Below are 19,729 nucleotides of genomic sequence, written 5' to 3'. Positions count from 1 at the left end.
TTCCGGTTGTGATTTAGACCCGACATAACCCGAATGTTCATTGCATCCGGGTTATTTTTTTGCCTGTTCATTTTGATCGGAACAGGCAATGCCCTTTGATAATCTACACATCATGCATCGACCAACGAGAGCCACCATGTCGCTATCAGTACTGAGAATTTCGTTTTGCACACTCCTGCTTTTTACTGGCTTTGCAGCAGGCGCAGCAACAGAGCAGAAGGCCGTGGCGAAGGCAGCCGCCAGTTCGGCGCCGCCCGTATCAAAAAATTCGAATCAAAAGGAGGCCAAACCGGTCACTGCGGCCAAGGTAAGGTTGGTCGACATCAACAGCGCTGGCATCAACGAACTCAAGACTCTGCCAGGTGTGACGGACGCCGTTGCGCAGACCATCATCGCCGGTCGCCCCTTTGGTAGCAAGGCGCAATTGACGACCCGCGGCATCCTTGGTCGTGAGGTTTATGAGGATATCAAGACACTGGTGATTGCCAGGCAAACTGCAGAAACGACCGCGAAGTTGTTAAAAAAATAGCGGTTGCCAAAAAACGCGACTTTGGCTGATTTCACCAGCCTCGGCTAAAGTCCGAAGTCGGTGGCCAGCGGCGTGATGCCCAGGATCGACTATTTACTGGGCAATCAGGGCGTTGAGCGTCTGCAGGTCGGCACTGTCAAGTGTGCCGTTCGCTTGGCGCAGCCGGAGGGTCCCCACCAGCACGTCGTAACGTGCCTTGGCGAGTTTGGCTTTGGTATCAAAGAGCTGACTTTGCGAGTTGAGCACGTCAATGTTGATGCGCACCCCGACCTGGTAACCGAGTTTGTTGGCGTCAAGCGCACTTTGGCTGGAGGCCTCTGCCGCTTCGAGTGCCTTGACCTGTCCCAAGCCTGAGCGAACACCAAAGAATGCGGCACGGGTGGCTTGCGCTACACCACGCTGCGCACCTTCAAGGTCGGTGCGCGCCTTGTCTTCGAGGGACAGCGTCTCCTTGATGCGATTTTGCGTGGCATAGCCGGCAAACAGCGGCAGGTTGAAGGCTAGGCCTACGGCGAAGACGTTGTTGCGATAGTCCAGCGTTGTGCTCGATGAGCCGTTGTTTTGGGTGATGTTGTAACTTCCGGTCAGATCCAGGGTTGGCAAATGACCGGCTTTGGCTTTCTGGGTTTCGAGCTGCGCCACTTCCAGTGCCTGCTGGGCTTGCAGCACGCTGGGGTGCTGCTGCTGCGACAAGGTAACCCATTGCCCCACATCATCAGGAGTGACCGCAGCGATGGTGGCGGGAACTTTCAAGGGCTTCGGCGTCGCATCGACCTTTCCGGTGAGTTGGTCGAGCGCGAGTTTCTTCACCCTCAAGTCGTTCTCGGACGCAATTTCCTGCGCCAGTACCAGATCAAACTTGGCCTGTGCCTCGCGGGTGTCGGTGATGGTGGAGGTGCCGACTTCGAAATTGCGCTTGGCCGAGGCCAGTTGCTCGGAAACTGCGGCCTTTTGTGCCTTGATGAAGTTCAGGTTGTCACTGGCCGCCAACACATCAAAGTACGCCTGGCTGACCCGAACGATCAAGTCCTGTTCGGCTGCCGTGAGCTGCGCCTGGGCGATGGTGATCAATTTTTTGCCTTGCTCGGCCGTTGCGGTGTTGGCAGGTCGGTACAAAGGCTGCGATCCTGATACCGTGGCCGACTGGCTGCCAAAACTGCCACGGTCGAAGCTGTCAACATCGCTTGACACATGGGTGCGGTTGATGCCCAGTGCCAGATTGGCGCTGGGTAAAACGGCCGCACGTGCCTGCTCTGCCTTGGAAAGGTTGGCGTCGTATTGCAGCCTGGCCGACTGGTAAGTGCTGTCAAACTGACGCGCCGCATCGTACAGTTCACTCAGGCTTTGCGCTGCCACCGGCTCCGCCAGAAGGGTAGCCAGAACCACAGAAAGGGGAAGTAGACGGTAGTTGTTCATGGTTGGCAGAAATTTGGATGGCAGGAGGGTAAAGCGACAAGGAGCAAAAGTATTCCCTAACGCAATGGTTTAGTACCGTGGCACGGTTGGATCAAGTTCAGCGGACCAGGCGTAAATGCCCCCTGCAATGTTGGCAACATGATCAAACCCGCGGGATTTGAGAAAGTTGGCAACCTGCATACTGCGACCGCCGTGGTGACAAAGGCAGGCGATGGGGCGATGCGGGTCGAGTTCATGCAGACGTGGTGGGATGACGCTCATCGGGATAGCGATCAGCTCGAACCCATCAGCTTTGACACTGGACATGCGCAATTCGTAGGGCTCGCGCACATCCAGCACGATGGGCTGACCATGCTCTCGCACTGCTTCCAGCCAGTCGACAAGTTGGGCGGGTCGGATCTGGGCCAACATGTCAGAATTTGAAAGCCGAAGCCTGCGGGAAGTTCAGCAGGCGTGGCGCGTTGTCGTCCCATTTTTCATCGGACTTGAAGTTGCTCTCGCTGGTGCGTGTGATCACCTGAGCGTGCATGATGGGCTCGTCGCCGACGATGGCCACCAGCCGCCCGCCGATCTTGAGCTGAGACAACAATGGCAGTGGCACTTCAGCCACTGAGCCACCCAACAAGATCACATCAAACGGGCCGTCGGCGGCAGCGCCGGCAGCGCCGTCAGCCTGACGCACTTCGGCATTGCGAACACCCGCCTTCTGCAGGTTGGCGCGCGCCAGGTCGGCCAGCTCGGCGTTGATCTCGAGCGACACCACCCGCTGCGCCTGATGCGCCAGCAGCGCCGTCATAAAACCCGAACCCGCGCCGATCTCCAACACCTTGTCCGTCGGCTGAACGGCGGCGTCTTGCAGCAAACGCGCTTGCAGCCGCGGTGCCAGCATGGCCTGACCGGCAGCCAGCGGAATCGCCATATCGGCAAAAGCCATGGCTTTGTAGCTGGCAGGTACGAAATTCTCACGCTTGACCGTCGACAGCAACTCCAGCACCGCAGCATCTGCCACGTCCCAAGGGCGGATTTGCTGCTCGATCATGTGATAACGGGCTTTTTCTACGTCGTGCAAGTTCATTGTTACTCCAGGGGGTATGGTAGCGGTAAACCTTGATTTTAGCTTCCGGTCGTGTCAATCGCTGGCATGGCTTGTGGTCTTTACCGGCGGTTTGCCACGGTGCCTTCGAAGCCACTGGGACAGATCGTCCAGGTAGCAATACACCACGGGCACCACCACCAGCGTCAGCAGTGACGAAGTAATGACGCCGCCGATGACCGCCTGGCCCATGGGTGCGCGCATCTCCGCACCTTCAGACAGGGCAAATGCCAAGGGCATCATGCCAAAAATCATGGCCAGAGTGGTCATCAGGATTGGCCGCAGTCGCACCTGGGCCGCGAGCAACAGAGCATCGTGCCGGTCCAGCCCGGCCACCGGTTGCCCGTGATCGTTCACATGTTCACTGCGTGCGCGGATGGCAAAGTCCACCAGCAAAATTGCATTCTTGGTGACCAGCCCCATCAGCATCACCACCCCGATCACAGAGAACATCGACAGTGTGGAGTTGAACATCAGCAACGCCAGCACCACTCCGATCAGCGTCATCGGCAGCGCGGTCATCAGCGCTAGCGGCTGGAAAAAGCTCTTGAACTGACTGGCCAGAATCATGTAAATAAAGATCACCGCCATGGCCAGCGCTGACAGGGCATAACCGAAGGCCTCGGCCATGTCTTTCACGGAGCCACTGAATTTATAGCTGTAGCCTGGCGGCATGGCAACGCCGTCCATCGCAACTTTGATGTCAGCTGAAATTTCTCCTGCCGATCGGCCGGACACGTTGCCGGTGATCGCCACTTCACGCGTCAGGTCGCGGCGGTTGATCTGGTTGGACCCGGTGGATTCGTTGATGCTGGCCACCTGATCCAGGCGGACGATGCGACTACTGCCATCTGCGTTGCTCCCCAATGAAAAAGGCAAGCCACTCAGGTCCGCACTCTGGTTGCGTGCCTGGGGTGCCAGACGCACGTTCACATCGTAGGTCTGGTCGTCTGGGGCGCGCCAGTTGCCCACGGTCTGGCCCGACACCAGTGTCCGCAACGCACTGCCGATCTGCGCCACGCTCAAGCCCAGGTCCGATGCCACATCGCGGCGAACCCCCACATCCAGCGTGGGTTTGTCAGGCTTCAGCGACGAATCGATGTCCACCAGTCCAGGGATCACACGAATCCGCTCCAGCGCCACTGCCGTCAGTCGCGACAGTTCTCCCATGTCGGCACCCTGGATCGAGAACGCAATTTGTTTTTGACCGCCCACCGGGTCGAGCAGGCCGACATGGGTCACACTGATGCCCGGTACTTCGCGCAGCCGTTGGCGCAGCAGCACCGACATATCGTCGACGCTGCGACGACGCTCGGCGCGGTCAACCAGCCGGATGTAAATGCTGGCGTAGATTTTTCCGGGTGCATTGCCGGTATTGATGGTGGTGAGGGTGTAACGAACTTCCGGAAAGGAACGAATCACCGCATCCACCTGCTGCGCCCTGGCCTGGGTGACGTCGAGCGATGAACCGACCGGCGTATGGAAGGTCAGGTTGGTTTCAGAAAAATCCGATTTCGGCACAAATTCGGTTCCCAGCAAGGGCACCATGAACACGCTGCCCACAAAAATGGTCAACGCAATCGCCAGTGTGGTCAACTTGTGCTGCAAGGACCAGCGCAGGATGCCTTGATAGATGTCAATCAGGGCGTCGGTACCATGGTCAAACAGCGAAGTCACGCGCCCGATGGTCTTGTCGTAAAAGCTCACCGGGCGGTGGCGCTGGCCATGTGCCTCGATGCTGGGGTCGTGCCAGATGCTTGACAGCATCGGGTCAAGCGTGAAACTGACAAACATCGATATGCTGACTGCGGCGACGATCGTCAGGCCGAATTCGTGGAAGAACTTGCCGATGATGCCGCCCATGAAGCCAATCGGTAAAAACACCGCCACGATCGACATGGTGGTGGCAAACACCGCCAGGCCGATCTCTCGTGTACCGTCCATGGCGGCATCAAACGCACTTTTGCCCATTTGCACGTGGCGCACGATGTTTTCGCGCACCACGATGGCATCGTCGATCAGCAGGCCAACACACAGGCTGAGCGCCATCATGGTGATCATGTTGACGGTAAAACCCAGCAAGTTCATGAAGAAAAAGGTGCTGATCAAGGCAATCGGCAGCGTCAACCCGGTGATGACCGTGGAGCGCCAGGAGTTCAGAAACAAAAACACGATCAGGATGGTCAGCAATGCCCCTTCCAGCAAGGTCTGGCGCACATTGGCGACTGACACCCGAATCTGTCGTGAGCCGTCGGTGATGGGAGTCAGTTTGACGCCTTGCGGCAACTGGGTTTGCAGCTCGGCCAGCATCCGGTTCAGGCCGTCGACCACACCAATGGTGTTCTCGTCCTGCGATTTCTGCACGTTCAGCAGCAAAGTACGCTCGCCGTTATAGAGCGCCAGGCTTTCCACTTCCTGCGCGCCATCGCTCACACGCGCCACCTGTTCCACGCGGATGGCCACACCGTTCCTGCGGGTGATGATGATGCGGCCAAAGTCTTCCGGGCGTTCGATACGCGCAGCAATCTGGATCACCCGGTCTTGTTCGAGCGAGCGGATACTGCCAACCGGGAAGTCCTGGTTTTCATTGCGCACCGCACTCGCCACCTGTTCGGGCGTGATGCCAAAAGCTTCCAGTGCCTGCGGATTGAGGTAAATGTTGATCTCGCGCTTGGCTCCTCCCACCAAGGTCACGGAACCCACACCGCGCACATTCTCCAGCCGCTTTTTCAGCGTTTGTTCAGACCAGTTGGTTAGTTCCACCGCGTTCATGGCGGTGCCAGAACTGCCATCCGGCAGAACCGCCACCGACCAGACGGCGCGACTGGCCGGATCAAAACGCAGCACCCGTGGCTCCTTGACCTCGGTGCGCAGGTTGGGCCGCACCGAGGCCACCTTTTCGCGCACGTCATCCGCCGCCTTGCGCCCGTCAATGTGCAGACCGAATTCGATGATCACCACCGACTGGCCTTCGTAGGAGCGTGAGGTCAGCGCGTTGATGCCGGCAATGCTGTTGACACCTTCCTCAAGCTTCTTGGTGACTTCGCTTTCGACAATCTCAGGCGAGGCACCCGGGTAATCGGTGCTGATGACCACCACCGGAAAATCAACATTGGGAAACTGATCGACCCGCAGGCGCTGCATCGAAAACAGCCCAAGCACCACCAGAGCCAGCATGACCATGGTGGCAAACACCGGGTTGCCCAGGCTGACGCGGGTGAACCACATTCAGGGCTTTGCAGGCGCACTGGCGCCGAGTTGTACCGGTGTGTTGGCGCGCAAAGCACCAACATGGCCCGCCAGCACCAGCGTGCCCTCGCTGACACCCTCAACCGCCACCATGGTTTCTCCATCAATTTCGCTTTTTTGCCCAATCACCACGGGCGAATATTGCACTTTATTTTGTAGCGAAATTTGCAGATAAGGTGCCGGTTTATCGGTGCGCACTGCGCTCAGCGGGACCGACAGCAGGCTCTGACTGCCGGTGTGCAGCAAGCCCTGGGCAAACAAGCCATGGCGCAACCCGCTTCCCGGGGCAATGGCCAGATAAAGCTGAACGGCGCGGCTACCCGCACTGGCGCTGGGGTTGATGCGTGCCAGTGTTGCCGAAACGGGTTGGCTGCTGCCGTCGACTCGCACCTGCGCCAACTGCCCGATTTTGAGTTGCATGGCATCGGCCGAGCTGACGCTGGCTTCGAGCTCCAGACGACTCAGGTCAACAATTTCCAGCACCCGTGTTTCCACCGCCACCCGCTCACCATTTTGGACCAGGCGTTGCGACACCTGCCCTGCCACCGGCGCGCGCATTACCGTGTCATCCAATGCTTTGGTGGCCAGTTCGGCTCCGGCTTGCGTAGCGGCCAGCGTGGCCTGCGCCGCGGCAAGATTGGCTTGTGAGTTTTCCAATGCGGTGCCTGAAATGAAGCCCTGCGCCACCAGGGCCCGGTTGTTGTCAAAGCTGCGTTGTGCGATGTCCACTTGTGCTCGGGCGGTCTGGACCTGCTGGCGGGCTTGGTCAAGACGGGCACGGGATTCCAGTGGGTCGACACGGGCCAATACCTGACCGGCTTTGACCGTGTCGCCTTCGCGCACGGTCAGACCTTGAATTTCTCCGGGGATTCTGGCTTTGACAAAGGCCGTGTTCACGGCCTTGACGGTGCCAGAGATCGGCAAGGTGGCTGGCAACCGGCGCAGTTTGACCTGCAACAGATCGGTCGCCGCGAGCTTGATGGCCACCTGGGTTTTTTGTGCATCCTGCTGCGCCTGCAATGCGGCCTGTTTGGTCTGACGCGCCGACAACGTGCGCAATGCGCCGCCTATCAGCAGCGCCATTATCAGGCCCGCTGCTGCCCATTTCAACGAGGGCTTCATGTTGGCGTTGACTCCCGGTGGGACGGCATCGATACCGGGTTGACACCAAATCCGGTCATCAGTACCTCATACTGTGTCGCAAGGTACTGTCTGGGATCGATTTGCAGCAGGCCACAACAGCAGGACCCCAGGGAGTGTTTCGACATTGCCAAAAACAACAGCGGTGCCATGACCATCAGCACGCCATAGCGCAAGTCCATCGCGCGAAACTCACCGCGATCGATGCCACGGCGCAAGATCCGCTCAATCAGCGCAGTGCCGGGCAGCATGACCTCGTTTTGATAAAACAGGGCCAGCTCTGGAAAGTTATGCGCTTCACTCATCATCAGTTTGGGGATCCCTGAAGCTTTGGTGGCGCCAATACGCTCCCACCAACTGTGCAGACAATAGTGCAGCATTTCGTGTGAACTGCCAACAAACTGATCGATCTCGGCGTCCCACTCGGCAAACCGGCCCGAAATGTTCTCGCGCACCACGGCTTTAAACAGCTCTTCCTTGCTGGGAAAGTACAAGAACAAGGTGCCTTTGGAAACGCCTGCTCGCCGGGCGACTTCGTCGACCCGAGTCGCCGCAAAGCCCTTTTCAACAAACAGATCCAGTGCGGCGGCCAGCAATTCGCCCGGACGCGCATCCTTGCGTCGCTCACGCCGGGTGTGCTCGTCACCGCTGGATTCGGAAGGGGAGTAGGTATTGGGCAAGGCCGGCATCAGTTACTGACTCAGTGGTTATTAATATAGCGATGTGCTGCTGACTTGTCAATTGTTGGGGGGCAAAATTGGTCCTGGCCTGCGAGGGCAACCCACCATCCCGGCCATCGGACAGGGGTATTCGGGCAATTGCAGCACCCCAGCGCCAGGCGGATTATTCTGCAGCTTGAACAGCCGCTTGATCAAGCGTTTCATGTCGTTTCATCTAAGGAGCCCAGCCGTATGACCACACCTGCTCAGGCCTGCACCTCGACCATCGTGCTCGGTGGCGGGTGTTTTTGGTGCCTGGATGCTGTTTATGCCAACGTCAAGGGTATCGTTTCGGTGGAGTCGGGCTACAGCAACGGGCAGCTGCGACAACCGAGCTACGAACAGGTCTGTAGCGGCAATACCGGCCATGCGGAGGTGGTCAAGCTTGAGTTTGACCCTCAGATCATCAGCCTGCGCGAAATTTTGGAGATCTTCTTTGTGATCCATGACCCAACCACCCGTAACGCCCAGGGGAATGACCACGGTACCCAATACCGCAGTGGTATTTATTTTGTCGACATGGCGCAGCAGCCGGTGGCGCAGCAGGTGCTGCAAGAGTTGGGTCAGAGCGGGGTGTACACGCGTCCTATCGTCACCGAATTGCAAGGCTTGCAGAACTATTGGCCTGCCGAGGACTATCACCAGGACTTTTTCGCACGCAATCCGCACCAAGGCTACTGCCAGGCCGTCGCAGCGCCCAAAGTCGCCAAATTTCGCAAGACCTTTGCGCGCCTGCAGAAGGACTGACGCTGCGACGTGCGGGAGGGCTTGTTCAATGGGCTGACAGCTCGGCCAGTGTGTCCAAACGCATCAACTCCTCGTGCCCCTGTAGTTGCTTCAGCAGTGGATCAGCATCGGTATGCAGACGCTCGCACCAAGTGGCCGCCAGCTCGTTGGCCACCGGATGTGGCGGAAAGTGGATGTGGGACGTGACCCGCGCCACAATGTTGCCAGGGATACCGCCGGCCAGCAGCGCCGACGTAAAGCGGGCAGCAGCGTCCCCCTTGCGAAAGGCGTGCAGATTGGCATTGACGATGCGCTCACCCTTGCGCTCAAACAGGGCCCGAATCTGCGCCTCGATCAGTTCCATGGGCAGCGGCAGGTGCATCGCGGCTGCACCCAAAGCCACCACGTTTTGCGCCTTGATGGTGCCGGCTTTTTGCGCCAGCCGGGTCGCATCCAGCGCCACCAGCCGGGGGGCGGAAAACAGCACCTGGTAGACCGCCTCCATGTCAGGGTAGTCGGTCACATTGAGCATGGGTGTGATGTCACTGACGATCCACCCGTCCGGCTTGAGCAACTGGGTATAGCGCAGTGCCTCCAGCGGCTCGATCGACAGCAGCAGACTGGCGCGACCTTTGGCGATCAGGTCGCTGCTGATGGGCTGGTCCGACATGCGCACGAAGGCTGACACGGCACCGCCGCGTTGCGCCATGCCGTGCACCTCGGACTGTTTGACGTACAGGCCGGCTTCGTGTGCGGCGCGGTCCAGCACCGCAGCAATGGTCAGCACACCCTGGCCACCGACCCCGGCAATCACCAGATCAAAATTCATGCGGCCACCATCGGGATGTCACGCTTGTGCGCTTTAAGTTCCTTGATTTCCTTGGCGTACGTGACGCAGGCGCGCCGCGCCACAATCACCGACAGGCCGGTATGGGCCAGTTCCTCACGGATGGTGGCCATGGTCTGGTGCTTTTTGTGCGCGGTGGGCTCCACGATGCGGATGTGTTTGCGGGGCACACCCAGCCCGGCCACCAGGTCGACCACCTCTTCGTCGGTGGCCATGGTGGGCTGGCCACCGGTCATGGCCACAATGCTGTTGTCCAGAATGAACACCTTGATGTTGCTGTTTTCACGCGCCGCGTCGAGCAGCGGTGCCATGCCCGAATGGGTAAAGGTGCCGTCGCCAATCACACACAGGCTCGGATTCATGCCTGCATGCGCCGCGCCAATCGCCATGCCAATCGACGAGCCCATGCACAGGCACGAGTGAATCGCCTGGTGCGGTTCCAGGTAACCCAGCGAATAACAGCCAATGTCACCCATCACGCGCACGCCGGCGCCAAGCTCGGCAATCACTTCCTTGATGGCAATGTAGGCATCGCTGTGTGGGCACTTGTCGCACAGGCGCGGTGGGCGGCCCACCAGCACGTCCGCCAACCCAGCCAGTTGCAAAGATGGCTCCACGGTCAGACCAAAGCAGGGCTTGATGGCGTCCTGACTCAGTTCGCCAATGCGCGGCAAGTCGCCGGTGAGCTTGCCGCGAATACGCCGCTCGGTCATCAGACCCAGTGCACTGATGTAGCGCTCGATGAACGGGTAGCCTTCTTCCACCACAAACACTTCGCTGCTGGCGTCAAGCAACTGGCGGATTTTTTTCACCGGCAGTGGATAGGATGCAATGCGCAACAGGTTGTAGTTGTGAATGGCGTCCCCCAGTGCTTCGTTGAGGTAGTTCCAGGCAAGGCCACTGACCAGAATGCCGGGTTGGCCCTGGCCCTTGATCGTCAGAGCATTGACCGGATGCGCCTCGCTGTAGGCTTGCAAGGCGGTCTGTTTGTCGATCAGCTGGGCGTAGGCGCGCCGGGCGTTGGCGGGAATCAGAGTAAAGCGCGCCGGATCGTCCACATAGTGCGGCTTGTTTTGCGGACGCGGCGGTGCCAGTTTGACCTGCGATCGGCTGTGCGCCAGGCGCGTCACCAGGCGCAGCAGCACCGGCACCTTGAGCTGCTCCGACAGCTCAAACGCCTCGCGCGTCATGTCGTAACACTGCTGTTGGGTGGCTGGCTCCAGGCACGGCACCATGGCAAAGTCGGCAAAATAGCGCGAATCCTGTTCGTTCTGTGAGCTGTGCATCGACGGGTCATCGGCCACCACAATCACCAGCCCGCCATGCGTGCCCGACACCGCCAGGTTCATGAACGGGTCGGCCGCCACATTCAGCCCGACGTGTTTCATCGACACAATGGAGCGACAACCGGCATAAGACACGCCCACGCCTTCTTCAAGCGCCACTTTTTCGTTGGTGGACCAGAAACCCTTGATCGGCAAGCCGTGCTTCTTGGCATGGTCTTCGATGGCCTGGTAGATCTCGGTCGAAGGGGTGCCGGGGTAGGCGTAGGCGGCGGTGATACCGGCGTCGATGGCGGCACGGGCCACCGCCTCGTCACCGAGGAGAATCAGGTCAGACATGAAAAATCCAGTTCAGTAAGGGTCGCAATGATAAATCGGTGATCGCCCAGTTCATTGGCGGTCTGTGGTCGGGTTTGCACAAATCGACGGCAATGGAAAATGTTGGTAATCTCGGCGTATCTCCATCCGGGAGATGCACGTTTTTAACCAGGCATCATTGTCCATGACGCATTCCTACGCCGCTCAGGTGCGGTTTCTCACCCAGACCAACGCATGATGGAGCGCAAAATGCCCCTCAGAATGGACGCACCCGCTCACCGGGATGTTGAAGGAAAAAACGGTGTTCAATCGTTGGAAATCGGCATGACCATCCTGCGAGCGATCAGCAGTGGTCACCGTGCCATGATGCTCAAGGATATTGCTGCAGCGGCGGACATGCCTGCTTCCAAGGTGCATCGCTACATCGTCAGTCTGGTTCGATCCGGGCTGGTGGAGCAGGACCCGATGAGCTCACGTTATAACCTGGGTCCCTTTGCGCTGAATCTGGGGTTGATCGCAGTGGACCGGCTTGACCGGGTGAAGCTGGGACTGGCAGCGATAGACCAACTGCGCGACGAAATCAACCAGACCTCTGCCCTGGCCGTCTGGAGCGAGCACGGGCCGGTGATCATTCGTTCAGTGCGACCTTATCGGCCGATCACCGTCAACGTTGTCACAGGGACCGCCCTGAATCTGCTGACCTCTGCAAGTGGCCGGGTGTTTGCGGCATGGCTGCCCAGCGCGACGACTCAAAGCCTGATCAGCCGCGAACTGCTCGACCCGGCCTTGCCCGAAGTACTTCAAACCGCCTCGGGGTTAGCGGAGATGCTCACCCGAGTACGCCGGGACGGCGTTTCAATTGTGTCTGACTACCACCTGGTGCCCGGGGTGGCGGCTGCAGCAGCACCGGTGTTCAATTTCAAGAACGAAATCACCTTGTCATTGCTGGCCATTGGGGTCAAGGGCATGATCGATTTGTCGCTGGACGGCCCGGTCGTCCTGAGCCTGAAACAATCCGCAAGAGAGCTTTCACAACGCTTGGGACACAGCTTGGTCCCGGTCGATTCAAACTGAGATGGCGGCCAGCGGGTCGTCCTGTGCAAAGCGCTGCAGCAACAGTGCATTTGCCGGGGGCACAGAATCGTCAGCCAGTTTGAGGGTATGGTCCAGATGCGCCTCGGATGGTCCCATCAGGCGACGGTACAAATCGCGGCAGAGCAACCGCGCCATGTGGCCTGACCAGTCTCGCGCCAGCAACACTTCAGGTAGCTCGGGATCCCGCAGCATCAAGCGCCGGTAGTCATGGATCAGCAGTGTGCGCAGCAAGAACGCGTCTCGTGGCTCCACGTTGGCCTGGCGATCACGTCGCAGCTCGGCCATGATGGGTGTGTAGGTGTCGATGAATGCACCGTAAGCCTGGTCTAACGCTTCCAGGCTCCAGGCTCGGCGAACCAGTTCTGTGCCACTGGCTGCCAGCGCCGGGCCAGCATCTGCTGCCAGCAGCGGCATCAGACGCCCGGTGACATCTGACAGGCCTTCAGCCGCCAGGGCGTCAAACGCCATGCTCAGATCGGCTCCGGGATGTACAAAGCAGTCGTTGCCAAGCTGACCAAACCCCTGCCAGAACATCGCGCTGCGCAGGCGCTCCCGTTCTTTGGGATCGAGTTCACCGATGCTCAGAATCAGCCGCCAACGCCGGTCCCACTGTGGTGCGTGAGAGGCATAAATGTGACGTGCGGCTTCTTCACAGCGCTTGCGACCCAGGTCAGTGAGCGTGTAATCGGCGCGCCGGCCCACAGTTTCAGCCGTCAGCCAGTCTTCCTTGACCAGGCGAAACACCGAGGTACGCACCAGTCGCTCATTGAGCGCCAGCGGTTCCAGCAACTGAACCAGGCTGCCCAGCCAGATGCGGCCACCACGCAGCAGGATGGCGTCGCCGAACACAGAAACGATGAGCGAACGCGCCTGAACGCGGGGTTGCTGGCGAAAGTCTTCAAGACGTTTTTGAATGGAGGCAAACACAGCGCGAGTCAAGCTTTCATCGAATGCCTTTGATCATAACGACCCGTCCCCGGTGCCCTGCAGGCTCCTGAGCCATCTGTTGTCAAGCGGGCAACAAGTGCGCCGCATCGGCCACTACCAGCTGCTGCTGGGCAAAAAAGCCCTCCGTGTGAACCATGTCTTTGTTGGCGCCAAGCTTCTGGACGGTGGCCACACAGGTTTCGACAAACTCCGGGCTGCCCGCGGCAAAAATGGTGTGTTTGGACAAGTCGGAAAACAGCCCCGGCAATACCGCGTCGACACGCCCCCCCAAATGCCCCTCGCGGGTTTCCCGCGTCAGGGTGATCTTGTAATCAAAATTGCGATGTTTGGTGCGCCACCAGGCCATCAAACCCTGGCAGTACACGTCGTCAGCCGTGCGCGCTGAAAACACCAGGGTCACTTTCTTTTTGAAACCACGACGCAGCGCGGCTTCGGCCAGCGACAGGATTGGCGCCAGCCCGGTTCCGGCGGCCAGACACAGCACGGGTGTGTCCACCGAGGGATCACCAATAAAAGTGCCATAGGCGCCTGCGATCTTGAGGATGTCGCCCACCTGCAGCTTGTCATGAACCCAGTGGCTGGTGACGCCGCCATCAGAGCGCGCCACCTGCAAGACCAATTCACCATCAGGTCGTGGTGCGTTGGAGATGGAGTAGGCCCTCGCTGGCACGCCGTTGCGGGGGTCGCCCAGCGTCAGGTACTGGCCCGGCCAATAGCGAATGGGCTGACCCACAGGACGCAGGCGCAATTCAACCACACGCGCGGCAATCGGGCGTTTGTCAACCAGCACAAACAGCACGTTCTCGCGCGGCGGGAACAGCTTGGGCCGGGCGTCCTCGGTGCCCCACTCGATGACCAGTTCATCAGAGATGGGCTTGGCCATGCACATCAGGCCGAAGCCTTGTTTGCGCTCGTCCTGCGACAAGGCCATGTCCAGCACCATGCCCTGGTCAAACTGGCCGGCGCTGACCTTGACCTTGCACTCTCCGCAGGCACCGGCACGGCAGTTGTTGGGCAAGGCGTAACCGGCCTTCTCCAGCGCCATCAGCACGGTGTCACCCGAGAGGCAATCCACCGATCGCCCCGACGGTTGCATCACAATGTGAGTCATGCTCAGAACACCGGGATGATGTCGGCCATATCCACTTCAGAGACTTCCTGTCCGCTGATGCCGACTTCCGGGATCGCCGGGAACGGGATGTTGTAGCGATCCAGCACGCCCTTGAGATTGAGCATGGCGTTCTTCCAGTTTTGCAACTTCATCTCATAAGTGGGAATGCCAAAGCCGGCCTCACGCGCCAGTTCTTCAGCTTCACGCTGGTTGGCGATGAAGTCACTGGGCAGGTCCCAGAATTCCATCGGTGGCTCAAACAGCACGGCAGACAGGAATAAGTAGCCGGCACGAATCTGCTTGGTGACAATGGCGCGGGTTTCGGCCTGCAGGCCGGGGTAGTCCCGCTCCATCACGGCCATGCAGATGGCCATGTGGCGGCCTTCGTCACGGCCGATGTTCTTGAAGCCTTCCTTGAAGACTGCTTCGCGCGAGTTGTCAAACATCTGCTTGAAGATGGTGGCCGCAGCAATTTCACCCATCAGGAACGAGCTGAAAAGCACTGCCAGATCGTATTTGGGCACGGCTTTTTTGTAGCCGGTCCAGTAGCGTGAACCATTGAAATACAGCCACTTGACGTTTTTCTGCAGACGTTTGCCGAGTTCGGTCTTGGGCTCATAAGTGACGGGATCAGGGTGGCCAAGCAGCTTGGTGATGGCCAGTCCGCACATGATCTCGTGATTTTGCTCGTCGCGGGTGACCGAGAAAAAGCAACGGCGCACCAGATCTTCTTCGTGTACTTCGTAGGTCTTGATCAGAGCTTCGGCAAACACCGGCGGCGCGGAGGCATCAAACACCGACAGCAGGCTCCACCAGTAGGCAATGGCTTCGCGCTCTTCCCAGGTGTAGCTTTCGACGTCAAAAGTGTCCCAAGGCAGCTGTTCGGGGTCCCAGTTTTCGCGCAGCGCGGCTTCCCACACTTCTTGCAACTTGGCGGTCTTGTTCTCCCACGACAGGGGGTAAACGTTGGGTTGGGCGATTTCCGGGGGGAATTCCATCTTGTCTGAAAAACGGTCTGAGTGGGTAGCCATGTTGTCTCCTCATCGGGTGGGTGTGGTGGGGTGGCGCTGGCTGAATCAGTCAGTCGCGAGCTAATCATGTCACTAAAAAATTAAAAAAGCAACAAAAACTGTATCGCATAAAAGAGAAAAGTAAGAAAAAAGAGAACTTTGGCTCGCAATCTCATGTAGAGTTCAACATAATTTATATATAAATCAATGCTTAATAAGAGAATATTTCATTTAGAGGTACGAATTGTGATATGCAGAATTTGTTCTGAGATGAGTAAAATGACATCAAAAAGTCTTAACATTTAGAAAAAACGTATCTATAAAAGCAAATTCTGTGAAAAAAATGCGATGATGGGCCCAAATACCAATTGACAGAACGGATTCTGTATTTCAGAATTCAAGCAAGACAAAATGACTTCAAAATTCGGGGATTGACCCCAGGAGACAACCCATGCTGAAGAGTCCTTTCCATCGAGTTTTTTTCGACTCTCGCAACGGAGTGTGGAATGCTGGCTGAATTTCTGCAGTTTCTGTTCTCTGGCATCACCGTGGGTGCCACCTACGCGCTGGCGGCACTAGGCTTCACGCTGATTTACAACGCCAGCAACGTGATCAACTTTGCCCAGGGCGAGTTCATCATGCTGGGTGGCATGCTGGCGGTGTATTTCACCCAGGCGGGGTGGCCCCTGCCGGCAGCGCTGATTCTGGCGATTGTGCTGCCGGCCGTCGTGGGCGTGGTGGTGGAAAAGCTGGCGATTGAGCCGGTCAAGGGCGCGGAGTCGGTCACGCTGATCATCATCACCATTGGTGCTTCGCTGGTGATTCGCGGTCTGGTGCAGGTCTGGCTGGGAAAAAATACCTTTAGCCTGCCCGCATTTTCTGGTGACACACCTCTGCAGATTCTGGGTGCCACGCTGATGCCGCAAAGTCTGTGGGTGCTGGGGGTCACGGCCATTGTCGTGCTGGCGCTGTGGTACTTCTTCAATCGCACCCTGCAGGGCAAGGCGATGCTGGCCACCTCATACAACCGGGTAGCGGCCGAACTGGTGGGCATCAACACCAACTGGGTGTTGTTTTTGAGCTTTGCCATGTCAGCCGCGTTGGGCGCTTTGGGCGGCATTCTGGTGACACCCATCACGCTGACCTCTTATGACGTGGGCATCATGCTGGGTCTCAAAGGCTTTGTGGCTGCCGTGGTCGGCGGCCTGGGTAATGGGTTGGGCGCGGTGGTGGGCGGCTTGCTGGTGGGTATTCTGGAAGCCATGGGCGCGGGCTATATCTCGTCGTCCTACAAAGATGCGATGCCGTTTGTGCTGATTCTGCTGATTCTGTTCTTCATGCCGCGCGGGCTGTTTGGCGGCAAATCCACCGATCGGGTTTGAACATGAGCAAGAACCCTTTCATTGGTCTGTACCTCATCATCGCCATTCTGCTGGTGCTGCCTTTTGTGCTGCCCAACAGCTTTTATGTTGACCTGGCCATCCGCATGGCCATCAATGCTGTCATTGTCCTGGGCTTGAACCTGCTGATTGGGTTTGCCGGACAGATCAGCCTGGGGCATGCCGGTTTTCTGGGTATGGGTGCCTATGCCAGCGCCGTCTTGCCCAGTCATTTTGGCTGGCATCCGCTGCTGGCCATGATGGCGGGTATGGTGGCGGCAGCCGCGCTGGCGGCGCTGGTGGCCCGACCCATTTTCAAACTCAAGGGGCACTACCTCGCCATGGCCACGCTCGGGCTGGGCATCATCATCAATATCGCGGTGCGCAACGAGGCCGCACTTACAGGTGGCCCGGACGGTATGCCCGTGCCAGCCATGAGCGTGGCGGGTTTTGAGATTTCGGGCGACAAGCACTGGTACTGGATTTGCGCGTTGGTGCTTGTTTTCAGCGTTTGGGCGTCGCTGAGCCTGATTGACTCCCCGTTTGGCCGTGCCTTGCGCGCGCTGCACGGCTCCGAGGTGGCATCCAAAGTCGTCGGCGTCGATGTGGTGCGATACAAGGTCGCCATTTTTGTCCTGTCGGCTACCTTTGCCAGTTTTATGGGCAGTATCACCGCGCATTACGTCGGCTTTGTCACGCCGAATCTGGCGGACTTTTTCCATTCGATTGAGTTGGTCACGATGGTGGTGGTGGGTGGCATGGCCTCGGTCTATGGCTCGGTTGTCGGCGCGGTGCTGCTCACCGCATTGCCGCAGGCGCTGGCCTCGTTTGAAGGTTGGGAGACGGTGGCGTTTGGCACCATCCTGATGCTGTGCATGATCTTTTTGCCCAAAGGCCTGGTGCCTACGCTGGCGGCCCGGTTTGGCAGGGGAGACTGAGCATGGCTCTGCTCGATGTCAAAGACCTCTCGATCCACTTTGGCGGTGTCAAGGCGGTGCAAAACGTCAGCTTTAGCATCGACTCGGGCATTGTCTATGCAGTGATTGGCCCCAACGGTGCGGGCAAGACCACGCTGTTCAACCTGATTACTGGCATTTACACCCCCACCCACGGCAGCATCATGCTTGACGGCGAATCGATTGTGGGCAAGTCGCCTGACGAGTTGGCGCGCCGCGGTGTGGCACGCACTTTTCAGAACCTGCAGATCTGCATGAACATGAGCGCGGTCGAGAACGTGATGGTCGGTGCCCACCTGCGGCTGGACCGCAATCTGTTCAAGGCCTGTCTGCGCTGGCCGTCGTTAAGAATGCGTGACCGCGAGTTGCACGCCGAGGCCACCGAACTGATGCGCTTTGTCGGACTGGACGCATTTGTCAACGCCCGGGCGGACGCCATGCCTTATGGCGCGCTGAAACGTCTGGAAATTGCCCGCGCCCTGGCCATGAAGCCACGTCTGATTTTTCTGGATGAGCCCGCCGCCGGTCTGAATCCCAAGGAAACGCTGGAGGTCGACGCGCTGGTGCGCAAGGTGGCCGATTCGGGCGTCACCGTGGTGCTGGTGGAGCACGACATGAAGATGGTGATGAACCTGTCTGACCGCATTCTGGTGCTGGACTATGGCAAGAAGCTCACCGAGGGCAGCGCCATGGATGTACGCAACAACCCGGACGTGATTGCCGCATACCTTGGCGCCCACGCTTGAAGGAGCAAGTACCCATGGACGCACTGCGCATCATCAGCGAAGACCACAACAACTTGTGGCGACTGGCGACCACGGTCGATCAACTGGCCGGCGAGATGGAGGCTGGCGCGCCGCTGGAGCTGGCATTTTTCTCCTCGGTGCTGGATTACATCGAGCAGTTTGTCGAGCGATCTCACCATCCGAAGGAAGACGATTACCTGTTCCGCTTGCTGCGGCTGCGCAACCCCTATGCCGCAGACACGCTCGATGCCTTGCAGGTCGACCATCGTGGCGGTTTGGGGCGGCTGAAGCGCTTGCGCGAGAGTCTGGCCGCCACGGCCAGTGGCAGCCAACCGGCCGGCACACTTGCCATCCATTTGCGCACCTATACGGCAGGGTTGAAGAAGCACATCCTGACCGAGGAAAAGCAGGTGATGCCACTGGCTCGCAAGGCTTTGCTGAAAGAAGACTGGCAGGAAATCAACCGTGCCTTTCTGGACAACAGCGACCCGCTGTTTGGTGAGTCCGCACAGGCCGAGTTTCGTGAGCTGTACCACCGCATCGTCAGCACCGCGCCCGAGTCGGTCGGTTTGGGCGCTCACAGTGCAGGAGATTTGCCGCCCAAGGCCGCTGTGGCACAGGCCGATGTGCTGTTGCGGGTGCAGGGTATGGAGAGCTGTTATGGCCGGATCAAGGCGCTCAAGGGCATCAGCCTGGAAGTGCACCGGGGCGAGACGGTGGCGCTGGTGGGTGCCAACGGTGCGGGCAAGACCACGTTTTTGCGCACGCTCTCGGGCGTGCAGCCGATGAGTGCGGGCAGTATCCATTTTGACGGCGAAGACATCAGCCACCTGCGCTCCGACAAGCGCATGCGCCGGGGCATTTGCCAAAGCCCCGAAGGACGCCAGGTGTTTGGCCCGCTGTCGATTGAAGACAACCTGCGTCTGGGGGCGTACACGCAGCCGCGGCATCAGGTGGACAGTGACATGGAGAAAATTTTCACCATGTTCCCGATCCTGAAGGAAAAGCGCGCCTTGCCAGCGGGCACCTTGTCGGGCGGGCAGCAGCAGATGCTGGCCATTGGCCGCGCGCTGATGGGGCGCCCCCGCCTGTTGCTGCTCGATGAGCCGTCGATGGGGCTGGCACCGTTGCTGGTGCAGGAGGTGTTTGAGGTGATCAAGACCT

The 19,729-nt window shown here is 58.8% G+C and carries 18 protein-coding genes and 1 pseudogene; 8 read left to right on the top strand and 11 right to left on the bottom strand.

Going from position 1 to position 19,729, the window contains the following annotated elements:
* Nucleotides 1–136: 136 nt before the first annotated feature.
* Nucleotides 137–529: a helix-hairpin-helix domain-containing protein gene (locus KBF66_RS10035; RefSeq protein ID WP_296655924.1), complete on the top strand. Its 393-nt coding sequence runs from the start codon at nucleotides 137–139 to the stop codon at nucleotides 527–529.
* 93 nt (nucleotides 530–622) lie between these two features.
* Here KBF66_RS10035 and KBF66_RS10030 read toward each other — a convergent pair whose 3' ends face one another.
* The 6 genes from KBF66_RS10030 to KBF66_RS10005 all read right to left on the bottom strand — a co-directional run bounded on the left by KBF66_RS10030 (nucleotide 623) and on the right by KBF66_RS10005 (nucleotide 8,116).
* Nucleotides 623–1,945 (bottom strand): TolC family outer membrane protein, encoded by a 1,323-nt coding sequence (locus tag KBF66_RS10030; RefSeq protein WP_296655922.1) that lies wholly within the window; start codon nucleotides 1,943–1,945, stop codon nucleotides 623–625.
* 69 nt (nucleotides 1,946–2,014) lie between these two features.
* Nucleotides 2,015–2,356, bottom strand: coding sequence for a rhodanese-like domain-containing protein (locus KBF66_RS10025; RefSeq protein ID WP_296655919.1), 342 nt, complete (start codon nucleotides 2,354–2,356; stop codon nucleotides 2,015–2,017).
* 1 nt (nucleotide 2,357) lies between these two features.
* Nucleotides 2,358–3,020 carry a protein-L-isoaspartate O-methyltransferase gene (locus KBF66_RS10020; protein ID WP_296655917.1) on the bottom strand — a complete coding sequence of 221 codons (663 nt, stop codon included), beginning with the start codon at nucleotides 3,018–3,020 and terminating at the stop codon, nucleotides 2,358–2,360.
* A gap of 54 nt (nucleotides 3,021–3,074) precedes the next feature.
* Nucleotides 3,075–6,266 (bottom strand): efflux RND transporter permease subunit, encoded by a 3,192-nt coding sequence (locus tag KBF66_RS10015; protein WP_296655916.1) that lies wholly within the window; start codon nucleotides 6,264–6,266, stop codon nucleotides 3,075–3,077.
* The gene (locus KBF66_RS10010) at nucleotides 6,267–7,370 is read right to left on the bottom strand and encodes an efflux RND transporter periplasmic adaptor subunit (RefSeq protein ID WP_296655914.1); all 1,104 of its coding nucleotides are present in this window, start codon (nucleotides 7,368–7,370) and stop codon (nucleotides 6,267–6,269) included.
* A gap of 35 nt (nucleotides 7,371–7,405) precedes the next feature.
* Complete coding sequence (locus KBF66_RS10005; RefSeq protein ID WP_296655912.1) at nucleotides 7,406–8,116, bottom strand: TetR/AcrR family transcriptional regulator; 711 nt, start codon at nucleotides 8,114–8,116, stop codon at nucleotides 7,406–7,408.
* 222 nt (nucleotides 8,117–8,338) lie between these two features.
* Here KBF66_RS10005 and msrA point away from each other — a divergent pair, with 222 nt between their 5' ends.
* Nucleotides 8,339–8,893 (top strand): peptide-methionine (S)-S-oxide reductase MsrA, encoded by a 555-nt coding sequence (gene msrA, locus KBF66_RS10000; RefSeq protein WP_296655910.1) that lies wholly within the window; start codon nucleotides 8,339–8,341, stop codon nucleotides 8,891–8,893.
* Nucleotides 8,894–8,918: 25 nt separating this feature from the next.
* Here the strand turns inward: msrA and KBF66_RS09995 are convergent, their stop codons facing one another.
* Together KBF66_RS09995 and KBF66_RS09990 are read right to left on the bottom strand one after the other, a co-directional pair.
* Nucleotides 8,919–9,701 carry an indolepyruvate oxidoreductase subunit beta gene (locus KBF66_RS09995; RefSeq protein WP_296655906.1) on the bottom strand — a complete coding sequence of 261 codons (783 nt, stop codon included), beginning with the start codon at nucleotides 9,699–9,701 and terminating at the stop codon, nucleotides 8,919–8,921.
* Nucleotides 9,698–11,341 (bottom strand): thiamine pyrophosphate-dependent enzyme, encoded by a 1,644-nt coding sequence (locus tag KBF66_RS09990; protein ID WP_296655903.1) that lies wholly within the window; start codon nucleotides 11,339–11,341, stop codon nucleotides 9,698–9,700. The genes KBF66_RS09995 and KBF66_RS09990 overlap by 4 nt, the downstream gene beginning before the upstream one ends.
* 213 nt (nucleotides 11,342–11,554) lie before the next feature.
* Here KBF66_RS09990 and KBF66_RS09985 point away from each other — a divergent pair, with 213 nt between their 5' ends.
* Complete coding sequence (locus KBF66_RS09985; RefSeq protein ID WP_365732539.1) at nucleotides 11,555–12,394, top strand: IclR family transcriptional regulator; 840 nt, start codon at nucleotides 11,555–11,557, stop codon at nucleotides 12,392–12,394.
* Here KBF66_RS09985 and paaX read toward each other — a convergent pair.
* The 3 genes from paaX to KBF66_RS09970 all read right to left on the bottom strand — a co-directional run bounded on the left by paaX (nucleotide 12,386) and on the right by KBF66_RS09970 (nucleotide 15,505).
* Nucleotides 12,386–13,342 carry a phenylacetic acid degradation operon negative regulatory protein PaaX gene (gene paaX, locus KBF66_RS09980; protein WP_296655900.1) on the bottom strand — a complete coding sequence of 319 codons (957 nt, stop codon included), beginning with the start codon at nucleotides 13,340–13,342 and terminating at the stop codon, nucleotides 12,386–12,388. The genes KBF66_RS09985 and paaX overlap by 9 nt on opposite strands.
* Nucleotides 13,343–13,424: 82 nt before the next feature.
* Nucleotides 13,425–14,474: a 2Fe-2S iron-sulfur cluster-binding protein gene (locus KBF66_RS09975; protein WP_296655898.1), complete on the bottom strand. Its 1,050-nt coding sequence runs from the start codon at nucleotides 14,472–14,474 to the stop codon at nucleotides 13,425–13,427.
* 2 nt (nucleotides 14,475–14,476) lie between these two features.
* Nucleotides 14,477–15,505, bottom strand: a complete 1,029-nt coding sequence (locus KBF66_RS09970; RefSeq protein ID WP_296655897.1) for a hypothetical protein — start codon at nucleotides 15,503–15,505, stop codon at nucleotides 14,477–14,479.
* Nucleotides 15,506–15,993: 488 nt separating this feature from the next.
* Between KBF66_RS09970 and KBF66_RS09965 the strand changes: the two genes are divergently transcribed.
* From KBF66_RS09965 to KBF66_RS19620, 5 genes and pseudogenes are all read left to right on the top strand, one after another.
* Nucleotides 15,994–16,866 carry a branched-chain amino acid ABC transporter permease gene (locus KBF66_RS09965; RefSeq protein WP_365732541.1) on the top strand — a complete coding sequence of 291 codons (873 nt, stop codon included), beginning with the start codon at nucleotides 15,994–15,996 and terminating at the stop codon, nucleotides 16,864–16,866.
* A 2-nt stretch (nucleotides 16,867–16,868) separates the two neighbouring features.
* Nucleotides 16,869–17,801: a branched-chain amino acid ABC transporter permease gene (locus KBF66_RS09960; RefSeq protein ID WP_296655893.1), complete on the top strand. Its 933-nt coding sequence runs from the start codon at nucleotides 16,869–16,871 to the stop codon at nucleotides 17,799–17,801.
* A 2-nt stretch (nucleotides 17,802–17,803) separates the two neighbouring features.
* Nucleotides 17,804–18,565 carry an ABC transporter ATP-binding protein gene (locus KBF66_RS09955; protein ID WP_296655891.1) on the top strand — a complete coding sequence of 254 codons (762 nt, stop codon included), beginning with the start codon at nucleotides 17,804–17,806 and terminating at the stop codon, nucleotides 18,563–18,565.
* Between the two features lie 14 nt (nucleotides 18,566–18,579).
* Nucleotides 18,580–18,930: pseudogene (locus KBF66_RS19625) on the top strand (hemerythrin domain-containing protein); the annotation flags it as partial.
* A gap of 264 nt (nucleotides 18,931–19,194) precedes the next feature.
* On the top strand, nucleotides 19,195–19,729 hold a 535-nt coding region (locus tag KBF66_RS19620), incomplete at its 3' end, for an ABC transporter ATP-binding protein (RefSeq protein WP_365732540.1).

The organism is Rhodoferax sp., assembly GCF_018063565.1.
In the GTDB taxonomy this organism is placed as follows: domain Bacteria; phylum Pseudomonadota; class Gammaproteobacteria; order Burkholderiales; family Burkholderiaceae_C; genus Rhodoferax.
Note: the sequence above shows the minus strand (reverse complement) of the source record. Positions and strands in the feature narration are given on the sequence as shown.